Origin of the sequence: Lentzea indica, from assembly GCF_012184385.1 — a bacterium.
In the GTDB taxonomy this organism is placed as follows: Bacteria; Actinomycetota; Actinomycetes; order Mycobacteriales; family Pseudonocardiaceae; genus Lentzea; species Lentzea indica.
Genome location: NZ_VSRL01000453.1, coordinates 1 through 3,483 on the forward strand (window position 1 = coordinate 1; position 3,483 = coordinate 3,483).

At 68.7% G+C, this 3,483-nt stretch carries 2 pseudogenes; both read left to right on the top strand.

Annotated elements, in window-relative coordinates:
- A pseudogene (locus FXN61_RS48230) lies at positions 1 to 3,394 on the top strand (multifunctional oxoglutarate decarboxylase/oxoglutarate dehydrogenase thiamine pyrophosphate-binding subunit/dihydrolipoyllysine-residue succinyltransferase subunit); the annotation flags it as partial.
- Positions 3,378 to 3,483: pseudogene (locus tag FXN61_RS56860) on the top strand (alkaline phosphatase D family protein); the annotation flags it as partial. The pseudogenes FXN61_RS48230 and FXN61_RS56860, both read left to right, overlap by 17 nt.

Sequence of the window (3,483 nt, forward strand, 5' to 3'; positions counted from 1 at the left end):
CCACGCTGCCGCAGACCGGCAAGCCCGCGCCGCAGCAGGCCGCGAAGGCCAAGCCGGTCACGCAGAGCGCGCAGCCCCGAGCAGAAAGCAGCTGCGCGGTGCCTCCGCCGCCATCGCGAAGAACATGGAGCTGTCGCTCACCGTTCCGACCGCGACCAGCGTGCGCGCCGTGCCCGCCAAGCTGCTGGCCGACAACCGCATCGTCATCAACAACCACCTGAAGCGAACGCGCGGCGGGAAGGTCTCCTTCACGCACGTCATCGGCTACGCGGTGGTGCGGGCGCTGCAGGCGTACCCGAACATGAACCGGCACTACGCCGAGGTCGACGGCAAGCCGTTCGTCGTCACGCCCGAGCACGTGAACTTCGGCCTGGCGATCGACCTGCCCGGCAAGGACGGGCAGCGCACGCTGGTCGTCGCGTCGGTCAAGGGCTGCGAGAACATGACGTTCACGCAGTTCTGGCAGGCCTACGAGGACCTGATCCGCAAGGCGCGCTCCGGCTCGCTGACCACGGACGACTTCTCCGGCACCACGATCTCGCTGACCAACCCCGGCACGATCGGCACGAACCACTCGGTGCCGCGGCTGCAGGCCGGTCAGGGCGCGATCATCGGTGTCGGCGCCATGGAGTACCCCGCTCACTTCCAGGGCACCAGCGAGCAGGCGCTCACCGACATGGGCGTCAGCAAGATCATCACGCTGACCTCCACGTACGACCACCGCATCATCCAGGGCGCGGAGTCGGGCGAGTTCCTCAAGCGCGTGCACCAGCTGCTGCTGGGCGAGGACGGCTTCTACGACGACATCTTCGCGTCGCTGCGGCTGCCCTACGAGCCGATCCGCTGGGTCGCCGACATCCCTGAGGGCGCCGTCGACAAGACCGCCAGGGTCATCGAGCTGATCGACGCGTTCCGCACCCGCGGCCACCTGATGGCCGACACGGACCCGCTGAACTACCGCCAGCGCAGCCACGCCGACCTGGACGTGCTCAGCCACGGCCTGACGCTGTGGGACCTCGACCGCGAGTTCCCCGTCGGCGGGTTCGCCGGCCAGGAGCGGATGAAGCTGCGCGACATCCTGGGCGTGCTGCGCAACTCGTACTGCCGCACCGTCGGCGTCGAGTACATGCACATCCTGGAGCCGGAGGAGCGCCGGTGGATCCAGGACCGCGTCGAGGTTCCGCACGAGAAGCCGCCGGCCACCGTGCAGAAGTACATCCTCAGCAAGCTGAACGCGGCTGAGGCGTTCGAGACGTTCCTGCAGACGAAGTACGTCGGCCAGAAGCGCTTCTCGCTGGAGGGCGGCGAGACCGTCATCCCGCTGCTCGACGCGGTGCTCGACAAGGCAGCCGAGCACGAGCTCGACGAGGTCGTCATCGGCATGCCGCACCGCGGCCGCCTGAACGTGCTCGCGAACATCGTCGGCAAGCCGATCTCGCAGATCTTCCGCGAGTTCGAGGGCAACCTCGACCCCGGCCAGGCGCACGGCTCCGGTGACGTGAAGTACCACCTCGGTGCCGAGGGCAAGTACTTCCGCATGTTCGGCGACGGCGAGACCAAGGTGTCGCTGACCGCGAACCCGTCGCACCTCGAGGCCGTCGACCCCGTGCTCGAGGGCATCGTGCGCGCCAAGCAGGACCTGATCGACAGAGGCGGCGACTTCTTCCCCGTCCTGCCGGTCGCCCTGCACGGTGACGCGGCGTTCGCCGGCCAGGGTGTCGTGGCCGAGACGCTGAACCTGGCGCTCGTGCGCGGCTACCGCACCGGTGGCACGGTCCACATCGTCGTCAACAACCAGGTCGGCTTCACCACCGCGCCGGAGCACTCGCGGTCCTCGAAGTACTCGACCGACGTCGCGAAGATGATCGGCTCGCCGGTCTTCCACGTGAACGGCGACGACCCCGAGGCCTGCTACTGGGTCGCGAAGCTGGCCGTCGACTACCGCCAGGCGTTCCACAAGGACGTCGTGATCGACATGGTCTGCTACCGCCGCCGCGGCCACAACGAGGGCGACGACCCCTCGATGACCCAGCCGGCGATGTACGACGTGATCGACCAGAAGCGCTCGGTCCGCAAGACCTACACCGAGGCCCTGATCGGCCGCGGCGACATCACGGTCGAAGAGGCCGAGAAGGCGCTGCAGGACTTCTCCAGCCAGCTGGAGCACGTCTTCAACGAGGTCCGTGAGCTCGAGAAGCACCCGGTGACGGTCAGCCCGTCGGTGGAGGCCGAGCAGCAGATCCCGGCGAAGCTGCCCACCGGCATCTCGCGCGAGGTCCTGGAGCACATCGCCGACGCGCACGTGAACCTGCCGGAGGGCTTCACGCCGCACGCCCGCGTCAAGCCGGTGCTGGAGCGCCGCGCGAAGATGGCGCGTGAGGGCGGCATCGACTGGGCGTTCGCGGAACTGCTCGCGCTCGGCTCACTCACGATGGAGGGCCGCAAGGTCCGCCTGGCCGGTCAGGACTCGCGCCGCGGCACGTTCGTGCAGCGCCACGCGACCCTGGTCGACCGCAAGACCGGCGACGAGTACACGCCGCTGCAGAACCTGTCGCCGGACCAGGGCAAGTTCATGGTCTACGACTCGGTGCTGTCGGAGTTCGCGGCGGTCGGCTTCGAGTACGGCTACTCGGTCGCGAACCCGCAGGCGATGGTGCTGTGGGAGGCGCAGTTCGGTGACTTCGTCAACGGCGCGCAGCCGATCATCGACGAGTTCATCTCGTCCGGTGAGGCCAAGTGGGGTCAGCGTTCCGACGTCGTGATCCTGCTGCCGCACGGCCACGAGGGCCAGGGCCCCGACCACACGTCGGGCCGCATCGAGCGCTGGCTGCAGCTGTGCGCTGAGGGCTCCATGACCGTCGCGGTGCCGTCGACGCCGGCGAACTACTTCCACCTGCTGCGCCGCCACGCCCTCGACGGCGTCGACCGCCCGCTCGTGGTGTTCACGCCGAAGTCGATGCTGCGGCTGAAGGCCGCGGTCAGCGGCACGGAAGAGTTCATCAACGACCGCTTCCAGTCCGTGATCGACGACCCGACGATCAAGGACCCGAACGCGGTCACCAAGGTCCTGCTGTGCAGCGGCAAGATCTCCTACGAGCTGCACGCCGAGCGCGAGAAGCGCGGCGGCGGCGACGTGGCGATCGTGCGCGTCGAGCAGCTCTACCCGGTCCCGGCCCGCAAGCTGACCGAGACCCTGGAGGGCTACCCGAACGCGAAGGACGTCCGCTGGGTGCAGGAAGAGCCGGCGAACCAGGGCGCCTGGCCGTTCTACGGCCTGGCCCTGCCGGAACTGCTGCCCGAGCACCTGGGCACCGTCCGCCGCGTGTCGCGCCGCCCGATGGCCGCCCCGTCGGCCGGTTCGAGCAAGGTGCACGAGGTCGAGCAGCTCGCACTTCGAGGAGGGCTACTTCACGGCCTACCGCCGGATGGCGGAGGAACACCCCGACCTGATCCTGCATCTCGGCGACTACATCTACGAGGGCG